23 protein-coding genes are annotated in these 22638 nt (G+C 67.4%); 2 read left to right on the forward strand and 21 right to left on the reverse strand.

From position 1 onward, the window contains the following. Positions 1 to 55: 55 nt before the first annotated feature. The 17 genes from murC to R9J51_RS18375 all read right to left on the reverse strand — a co-directional run bounded on the left by murC (position 56) and on the right by R9J51_RS18375 (position 17857). The gene (gene murC / locus R9J51_RS18295; protein ID WP_169476043.1) at positions 56 to 1480 is read right to left on the reverse strand and encodes a UDP-N-acetylmuramate--L-alanine ligase; all 1425 of its coding nucleotides are present in this window, start codon (positions 1478 to 1480) and stop codon (positions 56 to 58) included. Next, a complete protein-coding gene (gene murG / locus R9J51_RS18300; protein WP_179505315.1) occupies positions 1477 to 2691 on the reverse strand; it encodes an undecaprenyldiphospho-muramoylpentapeptide beta-N-acetylglucosaminyltransferase in 1215 nt (404 codons plus the stop codon). The genes murC and murG overlap by 4 nt, the downstream gene beginning before the upstream one ends. Next, positions 2688 to 3839, reverse strand: coding sequence for an FtsW/RodA/SpoVE family cell cycle protein (locus R9J51_RS18305; RefSeq protein WP_179505316.1), 1152 nt, complete (start codon positions 3837 to 3839; stop codon positions 2688 to 2690). The genes murG and R9J51_RS18305 overlap by 4 nt, the downstream gene beginning before the upstream one ends. A 104-nt stretch (positions 3840 to 3943) precedes the next feature. Then, positions 3944 to 5239, reverse strand: a complete 1296-nt coding sequence (gene murD, locus R9J51_RS18310) for a UDP-N-acetylmuramoyl-L-alanine--D-glutamate ligase (protein ID WP_179505317.1) — start codon at positions 5237 to 5239, stop codon at positions 3944 to 3946. Then, positions 5236 to 6300, reverse strand: a complete 1065-nt coding sequence (gene mraY, locus R9J51_RS18315) for a phospho-N-acetylmuramoyl-pentapeptide-transferase (protein ID WP_168556857.1) — start codon at positions 6298 to 6300, stop codon at positions 5236 to 5238. Before mraY ends, murD begins: the two co-directional genes overlap by 4 nt. Before the next feature lie 13 nt (positions 6301 to 6313). Then, positions 6314 to 7792: a UDP-N-acetylmuramoyl-tripeptide--D-alanyl-D-alanine ligase gene (locus tag R9J51_RS18320; protein ID WP_179505318.1), complete on the reverse strand. Its 1479-nt coding sequence runs from the start codon at positions 7790 to 7792 to the stop codon at positions 6314 to 6316. Continuing rightward, positions 7789 to 9255: a UDP-N-acetylmuramoyl-L-alanyl-D-glutamate--2,6-diaminopimelate ligase gene (locus R9J51_RS18325; protein ID WP_179505319.1), complete on the reverse strand. Its 1467-nt coding sequence runs from the start codon at positions 9253 to 9255 to the stop codon at positions 7789 to 7791. Before R9J51_RS18325 ends, R9J51_RS18320 begins: the two co-directional genes overlap by 4 nt. Then, on the reverse strand, positions 9252 to 10991 hold the full coding sequence (locus tag R9J51_RS18330; protein ID WP_168556854.1) for a penicillin-binding transpeptidase domain-containing protein: 1740 nt from the start codon (positions 10989 to 10991) through the stop codon (positions 9252 to 9254). Before R9J51_RS18330 ends, R9J51_RS18325 begins: the two co-directional genes overlap by 4 nt. Further along, entirely contained in the window at positions 10988 to 11797 is an 810-nt protein-coding gene (locus R9J51_RS18335) for a hypothetical protein (protein ID WP_179505320.1), read from the reverse strand. Before R9J51_RS18335 ends, R9J51_RS18330 begins: the two co-directional genes overlap by 4 nt. After that, positions 11794 to 12792 carry a 16S rRNA (cytosine(1402)-N(4))-methyltransferase RsmH gene (gene rsmH, locus R9J51_RS18340; protein ID WP_432787658.1) on the reverse strand — a complete coding sequence of 333 codons (999 nt, stop codon included), beginning with the start codon at positions 12790 to 12792 and terminating at the stop codon, positions 11794 to 11796. The genes R9J51_RS18335 and rsmH overlap by 4 nt, the downstream gene beginning before the upstream one ends. Continuing rightward, positions 12789 to 13289 (reverse strand): division/cell wall cluster transcriptional repressor MraZ, encoded by a 501-nt coding sequence (locus R9J51_RS18345; protein WP_179505321.1) that lies wholly within the window; start codon positions 13287 to 13289, stop codon positions 12789 to 12791. The genes rsmH and R9J51_RS18345 overlap by 4 nt, the downstream gene beginning before the upstream one ends. A gap of 418 nt (positions 13290 to 13707) precedes the next feature. Further along, positions 13708 to 14046: a hypothetical protein gene (locus tag R9J51_RS18350; RefSeq protein ID WP_246866182.1), complete on the reverse strand. Its 339-nt coding sequence runs from the start codon at positions 14044 to 14046 to the stop codon at positions 13708 to 13710. Positions 14047 to 14075: 29 nt separating this feature from the next. After that, positions 14076 to 15074: a cysteine synthase A gene (locus R9J51_RS18355; protein ID WP_168556850.1), complete on the reverse strand. Its 999-nt coding sequence runs from the start codon at positions 15072 to 15074 to the stop codon at positions 14076 to 14078. 78 nt (positions 15075 to 15152) lie between these two features. Next, positions 15153 to 15815 (reverse strand): heme exporter protein CcmB, encoded by a 663-nt coding sequence (gene ccmB, locus R9J51_RS18360; protein WP_179505322.1) that lies wholly within the window; start codon positions 15813 to 15815, stop codon positions 15153 to 15155. Further along, positions 15812 to 16426, reverse strand: a complete 615-nt coding sequence (gene ccmA / locus R9J51_RS18365) for a heme ABC exporter ATP-binding protein CcmA (protein WP_179505323.1) — start codon at positions 16424 to 16426, stop codon at positions 15812 to 15814. Before ccmA ends, ccmB begins: the two co-directional genes overlap by 4 nt. 25 nt (positions 16427 to 16451) lie before the next feature. Beyond that, the gene (locus R9J51_RS18370; protein ID WP_179505324.1) at positions 16452 to 17243 is read right to left on the reverse strand and encodes an SDR family oxidoreductase; all 792 of its coding nucleotides are present in this window, start codon (positions 17241 to 17243) and stop codon (positions 16452 to 16454) included. Next, positions 17240 to 17857, reverse strand: a complete 618-nt coding sequence (locus tag R9J51_RS18375; protein ID WP_179505325.1) for a DNA-3-methyladenine glycosylase 2 family protein — start codon at positions 17855 to 17857, stop codon at positions 17240 to 17242. Before R9J51_RS18375 ends, R9J51_RS18370 begins: the two co-directional genes overlap by 4 nt. 111 nt (positions 17858 to 17968) lie before the next feature. Here R9J51_RS18375 and R9J51_RS18380 point away from each other — a divergent pair, with 111 nt between their 5' ends. Further along, positions 17969 to 18274: a 2Fe-2S iron-sulfur cluster-binding protein gene (locus R9J51_RS18380; RefSeq protein WP_168556845.1), complete on the forward strand. Its 306-nt coding sequence runs from the start codon at positions 17969 to 17971 to the stop codon at positions 18272 to 18274. 72 nt (positions 18275 to 18346) lie between these two features. Here R9J51_RS18380 and argC read toward each other — a convergent pair whose 3' ends face one another. From argC to R9J51_RS18395, 3 genes are all read right to left on the reverse strand, one after another. After that, entirely contained in the window at positions 18347 to 19288 is a 942-nt protein-coding gene (argC, locus tag R9J51_RS18385) for an N-acetyl-gamma-glutamyl-phosphate reductase (protein ID WP_179505326.1), read from the reverse strand. Then, positions 19285 to 19665 carry an SH3 domain-containing protein gene (locus R9J51_RS18390; protein ID WP_169476028.1) on the reverse strand — a complete coding sequence of 127 codons (381 nt, stop codon included), beginning with the start codon at positions 19663 to 19665 and terminating at the stop codon, positions 19285 to 19287. The genes argC and R9J51_RS18390 overlap by 4 nt, the downstream gene beginning before the upstream one ends. 98 nt (positions 19666 to 19763) lie before the next feature. Then, positions 19764 to 21158, reverse strand: a complete 1395-nt coding sequence (locus R9J51_RS18395; RefSeq protein ID WP_179505327.1) for a M17 family metallopeptidase — start codon at positions 21156 to 21158, stop codon at positions 19764 to 19766. 56 nt (positions 21159 to 21214) lie between these two features. Between R9J51_RS18395 and R9J51_RS18400 the strand changes: the two genes are divergently transcribed. Next, positions 21215 to 22060 carry a PdaC/SigV domain-containing protein gene (locus R9J51_RS18400; RefSeq protein ID WP_432787660.1) on the forward strand — a complete coding sequence of 282 codons (846 nt, stop codon included), beginning with the start codon at positions 21215 to 21217 and terminating at the stop codon, positions 22058 to 22060. Between the two features lie 147 nt (positions 22061 to 22207). Here R9J51_RS18400 and R9J51_RS18405 read toward each other — a convergent pair whose 3' ends face one another. Continuing rightward, positions 22208 to 22609 (reverse strand): hypothetical protein, encoded by a 402-nt coding sequence (locus R9J51_RS18405; RefSeq protein WP_168556841.1) that lies wholly within the window; start codon positions 22607 to 22609, stop codon positions 22208 to 22210. Positions 22610 to 22638: the final 29 nt, after the last annotated feature.

A 22638-nucleotide genomic window follows, 5' to 3' on the forward strand; every position in this document is an offset into this window, starting at 1 on the left:
TCCCCCTCCTCTTCAGAGGAGGGGGCCGGGGGGTGGTGCTGGCCCAAGCCCGACATCAGCCCTCACCCCGCAACGCCGTGATCGCCCCGGCCAGCCCGGCGGCCCACTTGGTGATGTCCCCCGCCCCCAGGCACACGATCATGTCGCCCGCCTGCAATTGCGGCGCCAGTTCGGCGGCGAGCGCTTCGGCGCCGGCGATCAGGTGCGCGCTGCGGTGGCCGCGCGCCTTGATGCCTTCGACCATCGCGGCGCTGTCCACGCCCTCGATCGGCTGCTCGCCAGCGGGATAGACCGGCGCTGCATAGACCACGTCGGCGTCGTTGAACGCGCCCTGGAAATCTTCCATGTGGTCGCGCAACCGGGTGAAGCGGTGCGGCTGGACCACGGCGATCACCCGGCCGCGCACGCCTTCGCGAGCGGCGGCCAGCACGGCGCGGATTTCCACCGGGTGATGGCCGTAATCGTCGATCACCGCCACGTCGCCGCCGTCCACGGCCACTTCGCCCACCTTGGTGAAGCGGCGCTTGACCCCGCCGAACTTGGCAAAGCCGGTGCGCACCAGATCGTGCGGCACGCCCATTTCCACCGCCACGGCAATCGCGGCCAGCGCGTTCTGCACGTTGTGGCGGCCGGGCATGGGCAGGTGAATATCCTCGATCCGCTGGAACGAGCCGTCGCGCTGGCGGAGCACGGCGGTGAAGCGGTTGCCACCCGGCACCGGGGTCACGCCTTCGCCGCGCACGTCGGCCTGGGCGGAAAAGCCATAAGTCACCACGCGGCGATCGCGCACCTGGGGGATGATCGCCTGCACTTCGGGATGGTCGATGCACAGCATCGCCGCGCCATAGAACGGCACGTTCTCGATGAATTCCACGAAAGCGCGCTTGACCTTGTCGAACGAGCCATAGTGATCGAGATGCTCGGGATCGATATTGGTGACGACCGCGATCGTGCCGTCGAGGCGCAGGAACGAACCGTCGCTCTCGTCGGCTTCCACCACCATCCAGTCGCTATCGCCAAGGCGCGCGTTGGAGCCATAGGAATTGATGATGCCGCCGTTGATCACCGTGGGATCGACCCCGCCGGCATCGAGCAGGCAGGCCACAAGCGAGGTGGTGGTCGTCTTGCCGTGCGTGCCGGCCACAGCCACGGTGTTTTTCAGCCGCATCAGTTCGGCCAGCATTTCCGCGCGGCGCACCACGGGAATGCGCGCTTCCAGCGCGGCGACCACTTCGGGATTGTCCCGCTTCACGGCGGTGGAGGTAACCACCACTTGCGCGTTCGCGACGTTTTCGGCGCGCTGGCCGATCATCACCGGAATGCCGCGCGCGCGCAGCCCTTCGACGACATAGCTTTCCGCCATGTCGGAACCCTGCACGGCATAGCCCATGTTGTGCATCACTTCGGCAATGCCCGACATGCCGATGCCGCCGATGCCGACGAAATGGATCGTGCCGATTTCAACGCCGACACCCTTCATGCTTCATTCTCCAGAGCGAGCGCACCGGCGCCGGCACCAACATTGCCCTGTGCCGGGGCGGTCGAGGCCGCATCCACCCGGATCACATCCATCAGCGGGGCGCCGCCAAACCCTTCGACCAGGTCGGCCAGATCCTGCACGGCATTGGGCAGCCCGCAATTCCACGCGGCATGGGCGGCATGGCCCAGGCCTGCCGGATTCATCGCCATGGCCTGGATCTGCTTGGCCAGTTCCTTGGGGCTGAAACCCGTCTGGCGAATCGCACGGGCCCCGCCGGCCTTGACCATTTCGCGGGTGTTGGCGGCCTGGTGGTCGTCGGTCGCGATGGGCAGCGGCACCAGGATCGCCGGCCGGCCCACGGCAGTGAGTTCGGCAATGGTCGACGCCCCGGCCCGGCCGATGAACAAGTGCGCGCCGGCCAGGCGGCTGGCCATGTCTTCGAAATAAGTGCCCAGTTCCGCCGGAATTTCATGCGCAGCATAGCGCGCGCGCACCGCTTCCAGGTCTTCCGGGCGGCATTGCTGCGTCACTTGCAGGCGATGGCGCAGCGCAGGCGGCAGCATGGCGAGGCCATCGGGCACCACTTGCGCCAGAACCGACGCGCCCTGGCTGCCGCCGGTTACCAGCACGCGAAACAGGCTGTCTTCGGAAAATTCGGGGAACGGCTCCCCGCGAAGGCCCAGCACTTCGGGGCGCACCGGGTTGCCCACCAGATGCACTTTGCCCCAGAAACGCGGATCGAGCCGTTCCACTTCAGGATAAGCGGTGGCGATGGCATCGACGCTTTTGGCCAGATAGCGGTTCACCCGGCCCAGCACGGCGTTCTGTTCGTGAATCACCGTGGGAATGCCGGCAGCGCGGGCGGCGAGCAGCGCGGGCAGCGCGGGATAGCCGCCAAAACCGATCACGCAGGCCGGCTGAAAGCTTTCGAACAGGCGCAACGCCATCGACCGGCCGCGCAGAATGGCCCGCAGCCCCTTGAACAAGGCCACTGGGTTCTTGCCCAGCCGTCCGGCGGGCAGCACATGCGCGGTAAGGAAATCGGGCTTGCCGGGTATCTTGGCGCCGCGCGCATCGGTGATCAGCGCCACGTGGTGGCCGCGTGCATGCAGTTCGGTGGCCAGGGCAAAGGCCGGAATCATGTGCCCGCCGGTGCCCCCGGCCGCCAGCACGAAGTGGCGCGATACGCCGGGTTGGTGTTGTACAGTCATTTGCGCGTCAGTTCGCCCAGGTGAAAGGTTTCGCGCGTCAGATAAGGGTTGCGGCGCGTGATGGCGAGCAGGAAACCCACGCCGATCAGCAAGGCAATGGTGGACGAGCCGCCATAGCTGATCAGCGGCAAGGTCATCCCCTTGGACGGGAACAGTTGCAGGTTGACGAGGATGTTGATGAAAGCCTGGCCGGCAAGCTGCGCCGTCAGGCCCGTGGCGGCCAGCACCGTGAACAGGTCTTCCTCGTCCACCAGGCGCAGCAGCACCCGCAGCACGATGGCGCAATAGAGGATCACGACGATAGCGCACGAGATCAGGCCGAATTCCTCGCCGATCACCGAGAAGATATAGTCGGTATGCGCTTCGGGCAGGGCATTCTTGCGCGCGCCCAGCCACAGCCCGGTGCCGCTCCACCCGCCGGCCACCAGCGTGCGCATGGCGAGGTCAACCTGGTCGAACTCTGCCCCGCCGGAAAGGAAATTGTCGATGCGGTGCGTGGCATTGGGATAGAGCAGATAGGCCAGCACCACAGCCGCGATCGCGCCGCCCATTGCCCAGCCCACGCGCGCCAGCGGCAGGCCCGAAAGCAGGACCAGCACGAACCACACGCCGGCGAACAGCACGGTGGAGCCGAAATCGGGCTGCGCCATCAACAACACCGCCACCAACACCATCGGCACCATCGACAGGCGGATCACCGGCATGTGCGGATCGCGCACTTTCCACGAGAGGATCCATGCCACGGCAATGGCAAAGCCGGGCTTGAGGAATTCCGACGGCTGGATGCCCAGCACCCAACGCTTGGCGCCTTTCACTTCGGTGCCCATGATCGGCACCAGCACCAGGGCAATGATCATCACCCCGGCCAGCATGATTGCGGCGCGGCGCGCGGCATCCTTGGGCAGCAGCGAGACGGCAAACATGCCGAGCAGGCCAAGTGCCTGCATTTCCAGCTGGCGCCAGAAGAAATAGAGATCGCCCAGCGCTTTCTGATGGGTGGAGAGGCGATGCGCGCTGGCCGGAGAGGCCGCCGCCACGGCGATCGCCCCCACGATCATCAGCACGAGGATCAGGCCCAGCAGCACGCGATCGATCTCGCGCCACCAGATCACCAGTTCGCTGCGCCGGGTGCGGCGAAAGCGCTGCATGGCGCCGGCCGAAGTGGCGGGCGCGGCGGTGGGCAAAGCAACGGCAGACGCCGGAACCGGACCGGTCGGCGGAGGGGCAACGGGCCCGCCAGAAGGCATGCCGATCAACTCCCCGCCGTCAGGGCTGCCACGATCTGGCGGAAGCATTCGCCACGCGCCTCGAAATCGCGGAACTGATCAAAACTGGCACAGGCCGGCGAGAGCATGATGACATCGCCCGGCACGGCCTGCTCCATCGCGGCGCGCACGGCATCGCCCAGCATCTCGGCCCGGGTCACCGGCATGACCGGCTCCAGGATTTCGGCAAAGCGAGGGCCCGCCTCGCCAATGGTATAAGCGCGCACGACGTGGCCGAAATGGGGCGCACACTCATCAAGGTCGTCGCCCTTGGGCAGCCCGCCCACGATCCAGTGGATGCGCGGAAACGCCGCCAGCGCCGGCGCGGTAGAGGCCGGGTTGGTGGCCTTGCTGTCATTCACGAACAGCACGCCGTTCTTTTCCGCCACGCGTTCCATGCGATGCGGCAGCCCAACGAAGCTTTTGAGGCCCGCGGCAATCGTCGCCTCGTCAAGGTCGAGATAGCGCGCGGCCCCCACCGCCGCGGCAGCGTTGGCGCGGTTGTGCGGCCCTTGCAAGCTGGGCCATTGCGCCGGATCGCCGGGCAGGTCGATGCCGTTGATGAACTGGAAGTTGGTGCCTTCGGGGGCAAAGCGCAGCACATCGTCTTCAAGCTCTGCCCGCATGTCCACCAGCGCAAGGTGGCCATGCGCCTGCATGCCGAACAGCCGCGCCTTGGACGCGACATAGGCATCATAGCCATCGTAGCGATCGAGGTGATCCGGGCTGACATTGAGCAGCACGGCCACATCGGCATCGAGCCGCTGGGTCAGGTCGATCTGGTAGCTCGACAGTTCCAGGACATAGACCCCGCCGGCCGGCAAGGGCTGCTGCTCCAGGATCGGCTTGCCGATATTGCCACCCATCAGGCTGGGCACGCCGGCAGCCTGCAACAGATGATGGGTCAGCGCGGTGGTGGTGGACTTGCCATTGGTGCCGGTGATCGCCACCACGCGATGGGCGGGCAGGTCGGCGCGGGCCTGGGCGAACAGCTCGATGTCGCCGATCACCGGCACCCCGGCACCGCGCGCATGGGCGGCAATGGGATGGCGGTTGAGCGGCACGCCGGGCGACACCACGACGCCGGCAAATCCGGCGAGGTCGATCGCCAGGGGGTCGGCCAGGGTGGCACGCCCTTCCAGCGCGGCGCGCGGTTCCTCGCGCGCGTCCCACGCCGTGACGTGGGCACCGCTGGCGAGCAGGCATTCGACCGTGGCCATGCCCGAGCGCGCCAGCCCGAGCACGGCGTATTTCTTTCCGGCAAAGGCGGACGAGACGATCATCGCACCTTCAGCGTGGCAAGACCGAGCAGGGCCAGCACGATCGAGACGATCCAGAAGCGGATCACCACGGTCGATTCCTTCCAGCCGAGCTGTTCGAAATGGTGGTGGATCGGGGCCATGCGGAACACCCGCTTGCCCGTGCGCTTGTAGACGAAGACCTGCACGATCACCGAGACCGCTTCCATCACGAACAGCCCGCCCACGATGGCCAGCACGATTTCATGGTGCGCGGCCACGGCGATCACGCCCAGCGTGCCGCCCAGCGCTAGGCTGCCGGTATCGCCCATGAACACGGCGGCCGGCGGCGCGTTGAACCACAGGAAAGCAAGGCCCGCGCCCATCACCGCCGCGCAGTAGATCGCCAGTTCGCCCGCGCCCGGCACATGGGGAATGCCCAGGTAATGCGCATAGTCGGCGCGGCCAGCCAGATAGGCGATGATCGCAAAGGTGCCGCAGGCGATGATCACCGGCATGATCGCCAGGCCATCGAGCCCGTCGGTCAGGTTCACGGCATTGCCCGCACCCACGATGACGAAGGCGGCAAACACGAAGTAGAACGGCCCGAGCGGAATGTAGAGATTGCTGAACACCGGCACATAAAGGTTGGTCTCGGTCACCACCAGCCAGGCAGCGATGCCGGCAATCACGAATTCGAGCAGCAGGCGCACCTTGGCCGGCACGCCCTGGTGCGCGTACTTCGTCACCTTGTCGTAATCGTCGAGAAAGCCGATCAGCCCGAAACCGAGCGTGACGATCAGGCAGGCCCAGACATAGCGGCTCGACAGGTCCATCCACATGAGCAGGCCAAGGACCAGCGCGGTCACGATCATCAGCCCGCCCATGGTGGGCGTGCCGCGCTTGGCCAGGTGGGTTTGCGGCCCATCCTCGCGGATCGGCTGGCCCTTGCCCTGGCGGATGCGCAGCATGTTGATGAAACGCGGGCCGATCAACAGCCCGATCATCAGCGCGGTCAGCAGCGAGGCCCCGGCCCGAAACGACTGGTAGCGGAAGAGATTGGTCAGGCCTTCATAATGCAGCCAGTGAGCCAGGAGATAGAGCATTCACCGTTCCTTGTCAGGCCAGCGCCTTTACCAGCGCGCCCAGACCAACCGAATTCGAACCCTTTACGAGGATAGCGTCCCCGCCCGCAATGCCGATCCGGGCCAGCACGTCTGCGGCCTCGGCACTCGTGTGCACATGATCGACTTGCAGCGACGCGGCAAGCGCGGTGCCGCTGCTTTTCCCCAATGCGGCGGCCAATGCCGCCATTTCGGGCCCAACCAGCACGGCGTGGGCAATGCCCGCCGCCAGGATTGGCCCGGCCAGGTCGGCGTGATAGCGATCCTCGTCGGCGCCCAGTTCGCGCATCGCGCCCAGCACGGCAATGCGCCGCGCTGCCGGGGTGGCGCCCAGGCCCGCCAGAGTAACGGCCATTGATGCCGGATTGGCGTTATAGCTTTCATCGATCAGCAGCGCGGTACCGCTGCCATCGCCGCCGGGGGCGGCAATGGCATGGCGCGCGCCGCGCCCGGCCAGCCCTTCCATTTCCGCCAGCGCCAGGCCGGCCGCACCCAGGTCTCCACCCACAGCGCGCACCGCCGCCATCACGGCGAGCGAGTTGATCACCCAGTGATCGCCCGGCTGCGCGACGGTGTAGCACAGCTTGCCGCCCCCTTCGCCAAAGCCGCCCAGGTCGGCGGTGACCAGCGAACCGCCGCCGGGCGCGGCCACCACGTCGAGCAGGCGCACATCGGCATGGGCGGCACGGCCAAAGGCAATGATCGTGCCGGCATGTTGCGCGGCCTTGGCGCGCAGGCGTTCGTAGTGCGGGCTGTCGGCCGGGATGATCGCCACCCCGCCCGGTTCCAGCCCTTCGAAAATCTCGCCCTTGGCGTCGGCAATCGCTTCCTCGCCACTGAAATGGCCGATGTGGGCCGGCGCGATGGTGGTGACGATGGCCACGTGCGGGCGCACCAGCCGCGTCAGCGCGGAAAGCTCACCGGCGTGGTTCATGCCCATCTCGAACACGCCGAACTGCGTGCGCGCCGGCATGCGCGAAAGGCTGAGCGGCACGCCGACGTGGTTGTTGTAGCTTTTCACCGAGCGGTGCGCGCGGCCCCGGCTGCCCCGGTCGAGCGCGGCGAACAGCGCTTCCTTCACCGAAGTCTTGCCCGCCGATCCGGTCACGCCGATCACCCGTGCCTCGGGCGCCAATCGCGCGCGGGCGGCGCGGCCCAGCGCATCGAGCGCGGCAGTGGTGTCCTCCACCAGCACATGCGGGTGCAGCACGGGATGCTCCACCAGCGCGGCGGCCGCACCCTTGCCGAACGCGCCAGTGACAAAGCGATGGCCGTCGGCGCTTTCGCCGCGCAGCGCGAGGAACAAGTCCCCTTCCATCACTTCGCGGCTGTCGAACGCCACCCCGTTCACGGCAAAGGCGGTGGAGGCCTTGCCCCCGGTTGCCGCCGCGATCTCGCTCGCGCTCCATAGCGCCAGCGGCGTATCGTCCTCGGCCTCCAACGGCCAATCGAGCAGGGCGGCGGTTGCGCTCATCCGGTTATCTCTCCCACGCATTCGCGGGCCACCTGCACGTCGTCGAACGGCAAGACCCGCATTGCTTCACCACGCCCCACGATCTGTCCCTGTTCGTGTCCCTTGCCGGCCACCAGCACGATGTCTCCCGCGCCGGCCTGGCTGACGGCCGCGGCAATCGCGGCGCGGCGGTCGGCCACTTCCACCGCCTTGCCATCGCAACCGGCCATCACGGCGGCGCGGATCACCGCAGGATCTTCGCCGCGCGGGTTGTCGTCGGTCACGATCACCACGTCCGATCCGGCGCAGGCCGCCGCGCCCATCGGTGCGCGCTTGCCGGTATCGCGATCGCCGCCCGCGCCGATCACGGTGATCAGTCGCGCGCCCACGTGCGGGCGCAGCGCGGCAATCGCGGCTTCGATGGCATCGGGGGTGTGCGCGTAATCGACATAGACCGGCGCGCCGACGCGGCTGATCGCCGAGCGTTCCAGCCGCCCGCGCACCGGTTGCAGCCGTGCCAGCGCATCGAGCGTGCGACCCGCGTCGCCGCCGCTCGCGATCACCAGGCCTGCGGCCACCAGGGCATTGGCCGCCTGGTACGCGCCGATCAGCGGCAACGTCACCTTGCGGGTGGCGCCTTGGTGCACGAGTTCAAGCACCTGGCCCAGTTGCGTGGGGGTGCGGCCGGCCAGGCGAATGGTCTCCCCCTTTTCGCCCACGGTGATCGCCTTGAGGCCGCGCGCCGCCACATGGGCCAAGGCCTTGTCGCTCCACGCGTCATCGGCCCAGACCACGGCGCTGCCGCCATCGGCCACCACTTCATCGAACAGGCGCATCTTGGCCGCGAAATAGGCGTCCATCGTCTCGTGATAGTCGAGGTGGTCGCGGCTGAGGTTGGTAAACCCGCCGGCCACCACGCGCAGCCCCTCGTTACGGAACTGCGAAAGGCCGTGGCTGGAGGCTTCATAAGCCACATGGCTCACCCCTTCGCGCGCCAGACCATGCAGGTTGGCCAGGAACGTGACGATATCGGGCGTGGTAAGGCCGGTGGAAACGCTTTCATCGGCGGTGGTCACGCCCAAGGTGCCGATCGAGGCGGCGGCGTGCCCGGCCATGCGCCACAGCTGGCGCGTCATTTCGACGGTCGAGGTCTTGCCGTTGGTGCCGGTCACCGCCACCACGGTTTCGGGCACGGGGGCAAAGAACGGCGCGGCCAAGTGCGCAAACAGGCGGCGCGGGTTGGCATCGGCCAGGTGCACGGCCCCTTCGACGCGGGCTTCCGGCCGGGCGACCACGGCAATCGCACCGGCGGCAATCGCGGCGGGAATGAAATCCTCGCCATTGGCCTGCGCGCCGGGAAAGGCACCGAACACCGTGCCCGGCGCCACCTTGCGATTGTCGATGGCAAAGCCGGTCACATTGATCTCGGCGGCCGCCTGGGGCAGCGCAACACCGGCAGACCGTGCCAGCAAACCCAGCTTCATTCACCATCTCCACTGCCGATCAACGGCGAAAGGTCAGAAATATCCACGTCGCGGCTGGCATCGGGCACCACGCCCAGCAGCGGCCCGATGCGCGGCACCACGCGGCCCACGATCGGCGCCGCGTTCCACGCCGCCGTGCGCTGGCCCGAGGTGGCCGCCGTGCCCTGCGGTTCATCGAGCATGGCGATGACCACATAGCGCGGCTTGTCCATCGGGAAGGCCGCCGCAAACGTCGCCACCAGCGACGTCTTGCGATAGCCGCCATTGCCCGGCTTTTCGGCCGAGCCGGTCTTGCCGCCCACGCGGAAGCCCGAGGCATCGGCCTTGCGCCCCGTGCCATCGGCCACGATCATGCGCAAGAGCTGGCGGATGCGCGCACTCGTGGACGCCTTGAACACGCGCGTGCCGGCCGGCACATGCGCCGGGTCCACCTTGTAGAGCGTGGCCGGGCGCCAGATGCCGCCATTGACCAGCGCGGCATAGGCACAGGCCAGGTGCAGCGGCGTGACGGCAATGCCGTGGCCATAGCTGACCGTCATGGTGGTGATCCGGCTCCAGTCGCCAGCCGCGTTTTCGCCGTGCGGCCACAGCGGAAAGCCGCGCGCCGGCAGTTCGATGGTGGGGCGCTGGTTCATGTGCAGCGCCATCATCGTGCGCTTGAGCAGCGGGCCGCCCAACTTGTCGGCGACCTGTGCGGTGACGATGTTCGATGAATGGATCAGCGCCTCGGGCACGTTGAGCGAGGCGCCGAAATTGTGGCTGTCGTGGATCGTGCGCCCGGCGATATGCAGGGGTCCGGCCGGGTAGCGAACCGACAGGTCGGTGACCACGCCCGCATCGATCGCAGCGGCAATGGTGATCGGCTTGAACGTGGAACCAAGCTCGTACACCTGGTTCGACACGCGGTTGAACACGAGGTCGTTAAACGCGCGATCCGATCGGTTGGGATTGAACGAGGGCAGCGAGGCCAGCGCCACCACTTCGCCGCTGTCCACATCCAGGACGATGCCCGCCGCGCCCTTGGCGTTGCTTTCCTGCATGCCGCGCAGCAGTTCGTCTTCCAGCGCGCCCTGGGCCCGCGAATCGAGCGAAAGCGCCACCGGCGTGCCGCGCTGCGCGGGATCGAGCAGGCGCGGCTCGAGCACCTGCTCCATGCCGACGTGGCCCTGGCCTTCTTCATCGACATAGCCCAGCACGTTCGCGGCAAGCGAGCCTTGCGGGTAATAGCGCTGGTTTTCACGCGGGAATTCCAGCGCGGGTTCACCCAGGGCAAACACGCGGTTGGCTTCCTCGGGCAGGACGCGCTTGCGCAAGTAGCTGCCCCTGCCCGATTTCAGGCGCTCCACCAGGTCCTTGTAATCGGCATCGGGGAATATCTGGACCAGCGCGCGGGCCACTTCCTCGGGCGTCTTTACCAGGGGATTGCCCCCCTCGCCCAGCGCCTTGGGATTGAACCACAGCGAATAGGACGGGAATGCGCGGGCCAGCGGCACGCCGTTGCGATCGGTGATCTCGCCACGCGGCGGCAAGAGCGCCTCTGCCAGCGAGCGGCGATCGGGCGCCTGCTCGAACAGCCCCAGCTGGGTGAGCCGCACCAGCGCGGTCAGGGTGAGAAAGATGAAGCCGACAGCCACCACCAGGACGCGAACCTTGGCGGTGACCAGCGAACGCTGGCGCACGCTGGCCAGCTGGACGCGGCCCGTGGCGATGGCTGCCGAGGCGGTAAGCTGGTTCACCGGCTCGTCTTCACTCCTGTCTTGCGATCCGTATGGGCAGTCTTTTGTGCAGTCTTCACGGCCGGCTTGGCTTTCGCCTTGCCTTTGCCGTCATCCTTGTCCGCCTTGGCGGATTTGGCCACAGCCTTAGTCCGGGCGCCGGTATCGCGGGAAGCCTGGGGCTTGGCCTTCTCCACCGTTGCCACGCGCTTGGCCGGGGCCTTGTCGCGCTTTTCGCCCTTTTCGTCGCCGCCATCGCGCTTGTGCGCGGTCTTGCTCGCGCTCGGGGCGTGCAGCGTGCCAAGCTTTTCGGCAAGCGTCGCGGTGGCTTCGGCATGGTCGAGCGCGCGGTTGCGCGGCTTGCCAGCGCCCCCATCGTCGCCCCCGGCGCCATCCCGCTCGGCCTCGTGCGTTTCGGCCAGCGGGCGCACGCCGGCATGCTCGCCCGACAATGCCGGGAAGGCGGCGGCGGCAATCACGCTGTCATCCACCGTCGCCACGCGGATCGGCGCGGGGGCATCGGGTTCGGCCGGCTTGCTCAGCACGGCAAGCTGGCGCTCGTTTTCCAGGTACTGCCCGGCCACGGGCGCGACATAGCCGAATTCCAGGTCATTCCACGCCTTCAACTGCTGCTGGTTGGCGCGTGTTTCGAATTCGGTTTCCAGGTACATCTTCTGCTGCTTGAGCGCGACGATCTGCCCTTCGGCACGGTGCACCTGGCTGCGCAGCGCATTGACGCGGAAAGACAGGATCATGACCAGCGCGCCGCATACCGCAAGCAGCGCCAGCCAACCGATCGACCGCAGGCGTTGGGCAGACAGGATCATGCCGAAAGGCTCCCCGCATTTTGCGAAAACGCGCGCGCGGAGGCGGCGGTACGCACCGCCCAGCGCAAGGTGGCAGACCGGGCGCGCGGGTTGCGTGCCTCTTCCTCCGCCCCCGGACGGATCGCCGCCGAAGGCTTTTCGAACACCGCGGCAAAGGCTTGTGCCTGGGGCGGCAGATGGCGCGAGCCCGACGGCGTGGCGCCGGCCGCTTCGCGCAGGAACTGCTTGACGATGCGGTCTTCCAGGCTGTGGAAGCTGACCACGGCCAGACGCCCGCCCGGCGCGAGCAGCCGCTCTGCCGCATCGAGCGCGGCGCGCAACTCGTCCAGTTCACCGTTCACGTGGATGCGCACGGCCTGGAAGCTGCGCGTGGCCGGATCCTTGGCCGCGCCGGGGCGATAGCCCAGCGCCTTGCGCACCACGGCGGCAAACTGGCCGGTGGTGGTGAGCGGCCGGGCCGCCACCACGGCACGCGCCACGCGGCGCGACTGGCGCTCTTCGCCATAGACATAGAGCACGTCGGCGATTTCGGCCTCGTCCGCCTCGTTGAGGAAGTCGGCCGCGCTCATCCCGTCTTGCGACATCCGCATGTCGAGCGGGCCGTCGCTGGAAAAGGCAAAGCCGCGCTCGCGCTGGTCCAATTGCATCGAGCTGACGCCGATATCGAGCACCACGCCCTGGACCTGGGCCATGCCCGCCTCCGCCATGGCCTCTGCCATTTCCGAAAAGCGGCGCGGATGCAGCACCAGCGTGGGCGCAGCGCCCTGGGTTTCGGGCCACAGGCGCCCGGCGGCAATCGCATCGGGATCGCGATCGAAGGCGTGAACCGTGGCGCCCTGCGCCAGGATCGCGCGGGTATAGCCACCCGCGCCGAACGTGCCGTCGACGATCACGTCACCGGCCTGTGGGGCAAGCGCGGCGATCACTTCATCGAGCAGCACGGGAATGTGCGGGGCCTGCACGGGCACGAGCGCGGAAGGCGGCAGATCGCTCACTTGCGCTTCCCCTTCTGCGCCGCTTCGGCCAGCAGCGCACGGCACGTCGCCTTGGCGCTGTCCCAGCCGCTGTCCATTTCGAACAGCACTTCGGGCGCCCAGATGGTGAAGAATTCGCCGCCACCGTGGAAATAGAGCGCGTCGCTCACGCGGGCCTGCTCCCCGAGGTGATCGGGCAGGATGAAACGACCGGATTCGTCAAAGCTGGCACGCAGGAAACCATAAAGCTGGGCGGCACGGGTATCGGGATCGAAATCCTCGCCCCGCTTGAAAGCCATTTCCTCTTCCCGCGCGATGCGGGCGGGAAAGGTTTCGACGCGAGACAGCCCGAAACCGGTGAGGCAGGGGAATTTGTGGTGGCGATCGAGGCAAAGCAGGCGCTGGCCCTGGGAGGCGTCCTTGACGGCGGCGCGGAAGTCTGCGGGCAGCACGAAGCGGTTCTTCTCGCCACGCGGCGAGAAGCCTTGCCCCCAGTAGTTTGACGGTGCTCCCGCCACGTCCCGTCACCACCTTGCCCGCCGGACAAAAGCTTCCCGTCTACGGCCGATGTGCGCACACCAGCCGAACCATCCCCCACGGATGCGACATGAAAGTTTGTCCCGATGGCGCCATGCTATCGCGGGAGCATCCGGGCGAAAAGGGGAAATTGCGGGAAAGAACGGTCAAAACCTGATTCAATTGAGGTTTTTTATGGTTTTTTGCCTTTAACCAAAGATGTGTTCACGAAATGTTTCCACCAAAAACCGTTGGAATCCCGTCGGTTTCCGAATCAGGGTCATTTTGGAGGTGCTTTTTCCCGTGCTTTCCCGTGGCGAACCGGGAATCGCGGACGCACTGTCCCGCATTTTCCCCGAAGCGGGAGAATCGCGCGAACGCATCACGCCTGGCCGCGCGCGGCGCAGCCAACGGGCGCGATCAGTGCTGTTGCGGGCTGGGGCTTTGCTGGGGCGGCGCGGCGCCAACCGGCAATTCCGGCGCGACGCCCATATCGACCAGGGGATCGTTGGCGGCCGTAGCGCTGGCTTCCACCGTGGGATCGAGCGCAGCGGCGCGATTGGCCAGCGTCACACGCTCCATCACCACATTGGCCAGGCTGATCAGCAGGATGATGGCCCCCAGGCCAAACAGTCCCACTTGCAGGCGATACACCGCCTGGGCACGCAGTTCACGTGGCGAAAGCGGCACGTGGTGGACCGGCACGATGGGCGCAGAAGGCGGCGCCCCGAACGGGGAGACCTTGCGTTCGCGTTGCAAGCCGAACAGCGCCATCGCGCAGCTATAGCTTATTGCTCAAGCCACGGGAAGATGGGCAGACCCTTGGCGCGCAGCCATTCGGGATTGTAGAGCGAAGAGAGGTAGCGGAAGCCCGTGTCGCACAGGATCGTGGCCACCCGTGCGCCGGGGCCGATCTGCTTGGCCAGCGCCACGGCGCCGGCCACGTTGATCCCGCTCGACAGGCCCAGGCACAGCCCTTCCTCGGCCAGCAGGCGCTCGACCCAATAAAGCCCTTCCTCGTCGGAAATGCGGAACTGGGTATCGATCGGCGCGCCTTCCAGGTTGGCGGTGATGCGCCCCTGGCCGATGCCTTCGGCCACCGAAGACCCTTCGGCCTTCAACTCGCCATGGGCGTAATAGCTGTAGAGCGCGGCACCATGCGGATCGGCCAGGCCAATGGTGACTTTCTCGTCGAACGCCTTGAGGCCCATGCCCGTGCCGGCGATCGTGCCGCCGGTGCCCGCCGCACAAATGAAGCCGTCGATGCGGCCATCCATCTGCGCCCAGATTTCGGGCGCGGTGCTTTCGATATGGGCGCGGCGGTTGGCGATGTTGTCAAACTGGTTGGCCCAGATCGCCCCTTCGGTTTCCTCGGCAATGCGGCGCGAGGTATGGACGAAGTGATTGGGATTGGAAAAGGGCGCCGCCGGCACCAGCACCAGTTCGGCCCGCAGCGCGCGCAGCGTGTCCATCTTTTCGCGCGATTGCGTCTCGGGCATCACGATCACGCTTTTGTAGCCCAGCGCATTGGCCACAAGGGCCAGGCCGATACCGGTGTTGCCGGCCGTGCCTTCGACGATGGTGCCGCCGGGCTGCAACACGCCGCGCTCTTCGGCATCGCGCACGATCCACAGCGCCGCGCGGTCCTTGACCGAGGCACCGGGATTGGCAAATTCGCACTTGCCATAGATTTCGGCGCCGGCCGCTGCGCTGGGCCCAGCCAGGCGCACGAGCGGGGTGTTGCCGATGAGGGAGAGGCTGTCGGGAACGATCGCGGGAGCAGTCATGGCAAGCGAGTTAAGGTGCCCCGACGCAATCGGCAACCCAATTGCGCTTGGGCACTCGAAAGCTATTCGCGCGCCGATCTATTCACGGCCGGCGCGGATCGCCGCCGCACCGGCAAAGGGCGCCACCGCCAGCGCCACCAGGCTGCACGCGGCCAGCAGGCCCAAGCCGCCTTCCCCGCCCGGCTGCAACGAGCCGGCGCCGAAGATCAGCAGGGGCACGGTCAACGGGATGGCCAGCAACCCGCCCAGCGCCGCGCCCGCGCGCAGCCCGGCCGTAAGCGCCGCGATCGTCACGCCGATGGCGGCCAAACCCGGCGTGCCTAGCAGCAGGCCCCATTCTACCGTGGCCAGTTGCACCGCATCGAGCGATAGCAACCCCGCCGCGATCGGCGTGGCCAGCAGCAACGGCACGCCAAAGCTGATCCAATGCGCCACGATGCGCACCAGCAGCAGCGCTTCTTCCGAAAGGCCACGCAGGGCCCATTGGTCGAACAACCCGGCTTCCACATCTGGCTCCACCAGCCGGTCGAGCGGCAGGATCGACGCCAGCAATGCCGCCACCCAGATCACCCCGGCGCCGGTGCGGCCCAGCAGGCGGGCATCGGGCCCGACGGCAAAGGGATAGAGCATCGCCACGGCCAGGAAGAACAACAAGGGCAGCGCCGCCCCGCCCCGCCCCTGTGCACCGCGCAGGAGCAGCGCCAGGTCGCGCCGAAAGATCGGCCAGAGGCGCGCGATCATGCCCAATCCCCTTCCGCGTCATCCCCATGGGGCAGCGGCACGTGATCGGCCATGGCCAGGGTCTTCACGCCCGCAAGCGCCAGCGGCTGGTGCGAGGCAATCACCACCAGCCCGCCACCGGCGCGGTGCGCCTCGATCGCCGCCTGCGCCTGGGCAGCCCAGGCCGTGTCGAGGCCATTGAGCGGCTCGTCCAGCAGCCAGATCGGCGCCTGGGCCGCCGCCAGTCGCGCCAGCGCGGCGCGCTTCTTTTGCCCGGTAGACAGGTAACGCACTGGCACATCGGCAAGATCGGCCAGGCCAAACGGATCGTCCGCATCGGGTGCCGTGCCGTCGATCCTGTGCCAGAAAACCAGCGCACGGCCCAACGGCAGATGCCCGTCGAGCGCCAGCCGCTCATCCACCAGGGCCACCGCGCCATGGCGCTCCACCGTGCCGGCAAAGGGCCGCATCAGGCCGGCCAGGATGCGGATCAGGCTGGATTTGCCGATGCCATTGGCCCCGGCCAGATGCAGCGCGTCGCCTGGCCCCAGGGCAAAGCCCACCCCGCGAAACAGCACGCGGTCGCCGCGCCGGCAGGCAATGTCATGGGCGGCAAGATGGGGTGCGGTCATCCCATCGGGCTCTAGCCGCCGCGCCTCATCGCTGCAACCGGCGGCGCAGCGCGCCGGGCAGCCAGCGGGCCGCAAAGGCCAGGCGCCGTGCCGTGGGGCCGACCAGCGTGTGCAGCCGTTGGCCATGTACCGCCTGCCACGCCGCCTGCGCCACGTCTTCGGCGCGGCCGATCTCCAGCCGCTGGCGCGTGACGACGTCGCGGATCGTGCCCGGCGTGGCGGCATTGGGTGCCTGCTCGATCAGCGGCGTGGCGATGAAGCCGGGCATCAGACTGCGCACGGCAATTCCATCACGTGCCCATTCGGCATCGAGCGCTTCGGTCAGCGCACGTAGCCCGGCCTTGGTGGCGGCATAGACGCTGGTGCCCGGCGTGCCGTAAAGCGCCGCCGCGCTGGCCGTGTTGAGCAGGCAGGCCGGCGCCCCGCCCTTCGCCGCCGCGGCCTGCAACCAGGGGTAGGCCGCGCGCGCGCCCAGGGTCGCGCCGGTCAGGTTGATCGCGATCACCTGCTCGATTTCGGCCACGCTGCACTGCGCGAGCGGCCCGCCCAGTGGCACCCCGGCATTGTTGGCGACAACGTGGATCGCGCCGCCCCCGGCCTGCGCAGCCTCGGCCAGCGCCGCGTCCCACCCGGCTGCGTCGCGCACATCGAGCCTATGGGCCGACCAGCGCCCGGCGGGAAGCAGCGCGCCGGTCTGCGCCATGCCGGCCGCGTCCACATCGGCCAGCGCCACGAACCAGCCCTCGGCAGCAAAACGTTGCGCGATGGCGCGGCCAATGCCCGATGCGCCGCCGGTGATGAAGATCGTGCCGGTCACAGCGCGGGATTGGAATAGCAGTGCCAGGTAAACAGTGCGAGCGCGCCGCGATGCGGGCGCCAGGGCTCGGCCAGGGCCCGCGTTTCCGCTTCGCTCGGCCGTTCGGGCAGGCCCAGCAGCTTGCCCAGGCCAACCTGCACGGCCAGGTCGCCGGCCGGCCAGATATCGGGCCGCCCCTCGGCAAACAGCAGATAGATTTCGGCAGACCAGCGCCCGATGCCCTTGATCCGCACCAGTTCGGCAATCGCGGCCTCGTCGTCCTCCGGCAGCGCGGCCAGGTCCAGTTCGCCCGAAACCACCAGCTCGCACAGCGACCGGGCATAGCCCTGCTTCTGCCGCGACAGGCCACAGCCGCGCAGCGCGTCGAAATCCGCGGCCAGCAGATCGGCAGGCGGAATCGCTTCGCCCAGCAGCGCTTCCATCCGCGTCCAGACCGAAGCGGCGGCGGCCACGCTCACCTGCTGGCCCACGATGGTGCGCAGCAGCGTGCGGTAGCCGGTCTCGCGCAGGCGTGGCTCGGGATAGCCCACTTTGGCCAAAGCATCGGCGAAAGCCGGGTTCTGCACGGCCAGGTGATCGAGCCCGGCCCTTATCGCTTCTGCCGAAAGTCCCATCGGGCGCCTCATCCCTTCGCACTTGCCAATATATTTGGGGGGCATTAGCAGCCGGGACGAAGGGCGAACAGAGATCGATGCGAATCCCGCCCCCATGAGGAGCTTTTGACAATGCCGAAGCTGGTTGTCGTAGATCGTGCGGGTGAGGAAAAGACCATCGAGGTCGGCACCGGCCTTACCGTGATGGAAGCCATTCGCGACAACGGCTTTGACGAGCTGCTGGCGCTGTGCGGCGGGTGCTGCTCTTGCGCCACCTGCCATGTCTATGTCGACGACGGCGCCGCGGCCCTGCCGACGATGAGCGAAGACGAAAACGACCTGCTCGACAGCTCGGACCACCGCACCCCGGCTTCACGCCTGTCGTGCCAGCTGCCGGTGGTCGATGGTCTCAAGGTCACGATCGCACCGGAAGACTGATCGCTTCCGCGCCTGTGGGCATGAAAAACGCGCCGGGGCCTGACCCTGGCGCGTTTTTTGTTGGTCAGGTTTTTAGAGCGAAAGCCCCGCCGTTTCCGGAAGGCCAGCCATCAGGTTGAGCGTCTGCACCGCAGCGCCGCTGGCACCCTTGCCCAGATTGTCCAGCCGCGCGACGAGACGCGCCTGGGCGCCATCCTTGCTGCCGATCACGCTCAGCGCCAGGCCATCCCAAGCCTGGGCGCTGCGGCGCATCAGGAACTCGCCTTCCTCGGGCGCCCCTTGCGTGACGCTCACGATCGGGCTGCCGGCATAGAACGCAGCCAAGGCATCGAACATCGCCTGGGCCGAACCGGTGCCCGAAAATGTCCGGCGCATGGCTTCGAGTGAAAGCGGCACTTCCACCACCATGCCGCGCAGCGCGGGCACCACGGCGGGGCTGAACAGCGGCGCGACCGAAAGCCCGGCATAGGCCGTCATTTCCGGCACATGCTTGTGCCCGAAGGCCAGGCCATAGCCACGCCAGGCAATGTCGGTATCGTCCTCGAACCGGGCGATCAGCGCCTTGCCACCGCCCGAATAGCCCGAGACGGCATGCACCACATAGGGCCAGTCGGCGGGCAACAGGCCGGCGCGCACCAGCGGCGCTAGCAGCGCGATGAAACCGGTGGGATAGCAGCCCGGGTTGGCCACGCGGCGGGCATTGGCCACCGCCTCGCGCCCGATGACTTCGGGCAGGCCATAGGTCCAGCCATCGGCCACGCGGTGTGCGGTGGAGGCATCGATCACGCGGGTGGTATCGTTGCCGATCATCGCCACGGCGGCGCGCGCGGCATCGTCGGGCAGGCACAGGATCACCACGTCCGCCGCGTTGATCGCTTCGCCACGCGCCGCATCATCCTTGCGACGCGCCTCATCCAGCGTGATCAGCGCAAATTCGGGCCGACCCGCCAGCCGCTCGGCAATTTCCAGGCCGGTGGTGCCGGCCGCGCCATCGATGAAGACCTGCGTGGTCATGCGTCCTGCTCCCCGGTAGGCTCCAGCGCGGCCAGCGCGACATAGCCGACCCGCCCGCCTTCATCCGAAGCCTGGCCCCAGGCCCAGCCGCCGGCCATGTCGATCACGGCAAAGAATTCGCCCGCCGGCAGGTCTGCCAGCACGTCTGCATCGGCGCGGCCCGCGCTGCGCAGCGGGGCGGCCGCCTTCAGGCGATGGGGCATGGGCACCGCATAGTGCGGCACGAACACGCGCCCTGCCAGGCGAATATGCGCCAGGTCACCGCGCACGGGCAGTCGCAACGGATCGACCTTCGCCGAAGGGCCGGACAAGGCCAGTTCTCCCTCGGGCGCTACGGCCGGGGAAACGACAAGGGCAAGATCGGATTCGGCAGACAAGACGGGTTCCCGGACATTCGCAAAGGCGCGCGCTTAGCCGCCCTTGCCCCGCGATTCAAGTTTTCCCCAAATCCGCCCTTTGCAGCGCGTGGCGCGGGTCAGGCCCGATAGCGTGCCTGCAACAGCCCCCAAGCCGCGCGCAGCCCCAGCGCCTCGCCACCCTTGGGCCGGCCAGGCTTGGCCACCGGCCGCCAGGCAAAGGTATCGAAATGCAGCCAGTCGATGCCCTTGCCCACAAAGCGATCGAGGAACAGCGCCGCCACGCTGGCGCCGGCAAAGCCGTTGCTGGGGGCATTCTGCAGATCGGCAACGTCGGATTTCAGCCATTCGCGATAGGCATCGTGCAGCGGCAGCGGCCAGCACGGATCGTCGCAGGCATTGCCGGCGGCCTGCACCGCACGCCCGGTTTCCTCCTGCCGCGCGAACATCGCGGGCAGATCGGGACCCAGCGCCACGCGCGCCGCGCCGGTCAGGGTGGCGAAATCGATCACCAGATCGGGCTTGGCCTCGCTCGCGCGGGTCAGCGCATCGCCCAGTACCAGGCGCCCTTCGGCATCGGTGTTGGTCACTTCCACGCTCAACCCCAGCCGCGTGCGCAGAATGTCCCCAGGGCGGAAGGCATTGCCGGCAATGGCGTTTTCCACTGCCGGTATCAGCAGGTGCAGCCGCACGGGCAAGTTCTGGCCCATGATCAGCGCCGCCAGCGCCAAGGCGTGGGCCGCGCCGCCCATGTCCTTTTTCATCAAGGCCATGCCCGAGGCCGGCTTGATATCCAGCCCGCCGGAATCAAAGCACACGCCCTTGCCCACCACGGCCACGCGCGGGGCATGGGGATCGCCCCATTCCAGCTCGATCAGGCGCGGGGCATGGCTGCGCGCCGCCGCCCGGCCCACCGCGTGGACCATCGGATAGTCGCGTTCCAGCGCATCGCCGCTCACCACGTGGATCGTGGCATGGTGCGCCTTGGCCAGGGCGCGCGCCTCGGCCTCGATCTGCGCCGGGCCCATGTCTTCCGCCGGCGTGTTGACCAGGTCGCGCACCATGGCGACAGCGGCAGCCTCGGCCAGGATCAGCGGCAGCGCGCGCACCGCGCCGGTCAACAGCACGCGCGTGCCGGGCTCTCCTGCTTCGCTGCGATAGCGATCGAAACGGTACTGCGCCGTGATCCAGCCATGCAACGCGCGGGTGCCATCGACACCGCCGGCCAGGCGATAGGTGCCTGCCGGCAGCCGCTCGGCCGCGCGGGCCAGGCACCAGGTGCCCAGGCTGGCGCGCTCGGCCACGCCGGCCACGGCCAGCCAGCCATCGCCCGCGCCTTCGGGCACCACGGCCACTTCTCCGGCAGCGCCTTCAAAGCCTTGCGCGGCCAGCAGCGCGCGCGCCTGGCCGCTGCGGGCGCGGAGCCATTCGGGCAGCGCGGCCTTGTCGACAATGTGCAGGGCAATCGCGGCTTGGTCGCGATCGGGCTGGATCAACGCGTTCTTGTCGGTCATCTTGGCGCAGACCTTGGCCCAGGTTGGCGCCAAGATCGAGAGGAATTTGCCCCGCAATGCCCGTTATGCCCCCTGCCCGCCCCCTCGCGCTGCTGGCCCTGGCCACGCTGGCCGCCTGCAACCGCCAGGCGCCGCCGCCGCCCGGCCCGACCAGCACCGCCGCCACCGCCGCTTCGGCAACCACAACGGCCACCGGCAGCCATGCCAGTGCCCAAGCCACGCAATCGTCCACCACCGGGCATGGCGTGAAGGAAAGCACCGACGCTTACGAATTTTCCTATTCCTGGCCCGCTGCCGCCGATGCCCTGCCGGCGCTCCGCGCCCAGCTCGCCGCAGACGAAGCCAAGACCCGCGCCACTTTGCTGCACGATGCCGCGCAGGGACAGAAGGAAGCCGCGCGCGACAAATACCCGTTCCATCCCTATGCCCACTGGCAGGAATGGCAGGTGGTGACCGACCTGCCCGGCTGGCTGAGCCTGTCGAGCCTGGTCGGCAACGACAGCGGCGGCGCCCATCCCAACTATGGCTATGCCGCGATCCTGTGGGACAAGGCCGCCGGCCAGCAGCGCCAGCCACTCGACCTGTTCACCTCGCCCGCGGCGCTGGCCAAAGCGATCCGCGCGGATTTCTGCAAAGCGCTCGACGCGCAGCGCGCCAAGAAGCGCGGCGGCAACGCCAGCCTGGGCAGCGCCAGCGGCTTTGACGAATGCATCGATCCCCTGGCGCAAACGGTCATCCTGGGGTCGCTGCGGCAAAAGGGCTTCGATCGCATCGGCTTCCTCATCGCGCCTTATGAAGCCGGGCCTTATGCCGAAGGCAGCTATGAAGTGACGCTGCCGGTCACCCCGGCGGTGCTGGCGGCCGTAAAGCCCGAATGGCGCGGGGCTTTTGCTGCGGAATAGGTGACGTGGTCTTCTTCACGCGGCAGCTTTTACTTTTTATCCATGGCTCCCGTTAATTTATTGGCACGCAGAGGCACACCAACATGGTAAATAATAATACTTTATTTGGAGAACATGGCTATGGCTGGTGACATATACGAATTTATATCAGAAGCCGAAAATATCACTGGCGACGACGACCACGAAAATCAGAAGGTAGGATAGGCCGATGGAGGCAAACACTTGATTGCTCATCCGTCGATAACCTTGAATGCGAAGCGCAATCGCCATACCTACACTCAACGCAAGAATTGGACCGAATACCACCGCCAGGATCCATCCACCGGCGCTAAGCGGCCGAAACTCCCTGTCACCCTCTCCGACAAGATGGTCGTTGTAGTCATCAATTGCCTGCTCGATCTCGTGTTCGGGTATTGCCCTACGCGCGATTTCCATCTCCGCTGCAGCAACTGCTGCTGGCTCAAAACCCTCATTCGAAACATCCGCCGCAATGCGCACAAGGTCGACATCAGACATTGAGGCCATACGCTTGGCAAAATCGGCTTCCATTGCTGCTCCCCTTGGTCCTTCGCACTATC

The organism is Novosphingobium rhizosphaerae, from assembly GCF_050920675.1.
GTDB classification, from domain to species: domain Bacteria; phylum Pseudomonadota; class Alphaproteobacteria; order Sphingomonadales; family Sphingomonadaceae; genus Novosphingobium; species Novosphingobium rhizosphaerae.

What these genes read in the sequence shown, in the direction of transcription:
- R9J51_RS18380 (WP_168556845.1), top strand. Translation starts at nt 17,969, where the DNA reads ATGCCGAAGCTGGTTGTCGTAGATCGTGCGGGTGAGGAAAAGACCATC.
- R9J51_RS18400 (WP_432787660.1), top strand. Translation starts at nt 21,215, where the DNA reads ATGCCCGTTATGCCCCCTGCCCGCCCCCTCGCGCTGCTGGCCCTGGCC.
- R9J51_RS18405 (WP_168556841.1), bottom strand. Translation starts at nt 22,609, where the DNA reads ATGGAAGCCGATTTTGCCAAGCGTATGGCCTCAATGTCTGATGTCGAC.
- argC (WP_179505326.1), bottom strand. Translation starts at nt 19,288, where the DNA reads ATGACCACGCAGGTCTTCATCGATGGCGCGGCCGGCACCACCGGCCTG.
- murC (WP_169476043.1), bottom strand. Translation starts at nt 1,480, where the DNA reads ATGAAGGGTGTCGGCGTTGAAATCGGCACGATCCATTTCGTCGGCATC.
- R9J51_RS18335 (WP_179505320.1), bottom strand. Translation starts at nt 11,797, where the DNA reads ATGATCCTGTCTGCCCAACGCCTGCGGTCGATCGGTTGGCTGGCGCTG.
- R9J51_RS18395 (WP_179505327.1), bottom strand. Translation starts at nt 21,158, where the DNA reads ATGACCGACAAGAACGCGTTGATCCAGCCCGATCGCGACCAAGCCGCG.
- R9J51_RS18375 (WP_179505325.1), bottom strand. Translation starts at nt 17,857, where the DNA reads ATGGGACTTTCGGCAGAAGCGATAAGGGCCGGGCTCGATCACCTGGCC.
- ccmB (WP_179505322.1), bottom strand. Translation starts at nt 15,815, where the DNA reads ATGATCGCGCGCCTCTGGCCGATCTTTCGGCGCGACCTGGCGCTGCTC.
- ccmA (WP_179505323.1), bottom strand. Translation starts at nt 16,426, where the DNA reads ATGACCGCACCCCATCTTGCCGCCCATGACATTGCCTGCCGGCGCGGC.
- mraY (WP_168556857.1), bottom strand. Translation starts at nt 6,300, where the DNA reads ATGCTCTATCTCCTGGCTCACTGGCTGCATTATGAAGGCCTGACCAAT.
- R9J51_RS18325 (WP_179505319.1), bottom strand. Translation starts at nt 9,255, where the DNA reads ATGAAGCTGGGTTTGCTGGCACGGTCTGCCGGTGTTGCGCTGCCCCAG.
- murG (WP_179505315.1), bottom strand. Translation starts at nt 2,691, where the DNA reads ATGACTGTACAACACCAACCCGGCGTATCGCGCCACTTCGTGCTGGCG.
- murD (WP_179505317.1), bottom strand. Translation starts at nt 5,239, where the DNA reads ATGATCGTCTCGTCCGCCTTTGCCGGAAAGAAATACGCCGTGCTCGGG.
- R9J51_RS18320 (WP_179505318.1), bottom strand. Translation starts at nt 7,792, where the DNA reads ATGAGCGCAACCGCCGCCCTGCTCGATTGGCCGTTGGAGGCCGAGGAC.
- R9J51_RS18355 (WP_168556850.1), bottom strand. Translation starts at nt 15,074, where the DNA reads ATGACTGCTCCCGCGATCGTTCCCGACAGCCTCTCCCTCATCGGCAAC.
- R9J51_RS18305 (WP_179505316.1), bottom strand. Translation starts at nt 3,839, where the DNA reads ATGCAGCGCTTTCGCCGCACCCGGCGCAGCGAACTGGTGATCTGGTGG.